Here is a 1,034-nt window from a genome sequence, read left to right on the forward strand (position 1 = left end):
TTTGGTTTTATAAAATGTTGTTCTGTAGGCAGAGGAATAATCTTACCACCACAGGAAGAACACTTGCATATATCTTTATTATAAAGAAGACGGATAATGGCAGGTGCACCCATATCTTTCAGCTTGGAAATATATTTTTTGCAACCAAGGATGTTTCTGCATAGGGTAATCTTTATCTTCTTATTTCTGGATGAAAGAAGACCATAGTGCCTGATACGTACAAAGCGTTTTGGAGGAACATGCATTAAAAATCGACGGATAAATTCCTCGCCGGATAAGGTGATCTCTTTCCAAAGCCCTTGGTTTTTGTAATCTTTAGCAGAAAATGTAACTGTAGATTCTGTCATGTCTTTGATACGGTAGTTGCTGATAGCAATCCGGTGGGTACATTCCTTTGCATAGCAGGTATTTAACAATTCCTTGAAAGTATAGTAGTTTTTGTAAGGTACAGCCGATCCATGAAATTCAAGCCTGTCATTTTCCCAGAGCTGCTTAAGTTCAGCCATGTATTTTCCACGAAACGTTTTTGAGATTACCTTAATCGGAAGGAAAAAATCTTTCCCATTGTCTTTCCAATGATTTTTCACATCCAGTCCTCCACCAAGAACAATCGCATGGATATGAGGATGAAAGTTCATGGTACTTCCCCATGTATGGAGGATACAAATATAGCCGATATCAGTCCCAAGATATTTACTGTCAGCAGCAAGTTCACTGAGAGTATCTGAAGCCGCATGATAAAGAGCAGCGTATAAGAATTTCTGGTTGCTGTAGATAATGGGATTGAGTTCTTCCGGAACTGTAAAAACCACATGGAAATAAGGAGCATCTAAGATATCCTCCCGCCGTGCATCTACCCATTTTTCTTTTGGGAATTCCTGACACATAGGACAGCACCTGTCACGGCAGGAGTTATAGTGGACTGATATGCAGCCGCAGTCCTCGCATACGCTTACATTCACACCAAAGGCACCAGTTTTGCAATTCATGATGTGATAAGCGGCCTTTCGCTGAGCGGGAGAAATACTATGTGT

1 protein-coding gene is annotated in these 1,034 nt (G+C 40.5%); it reads right to left on the reverse strand.

Annotated features, from left to right (window positions below):
- The coding region (locus PGU50_RS17925; RefSeq protein WP_270247657.1) for an IS91 family transposase at window positions 1-1,034 on the reverse strand (1,034 nt) is incomplete at both ends.

This window comes from Coprococcus sp. AM11-30B (assembly GCF_027674365.1).
GTDB classification, from domain to species: Bacteria; Bacillota; Clostridia; order Lachnospirales; family Lachnospiraceae; genus Allocoprococcus; species Allocoprococcus comes.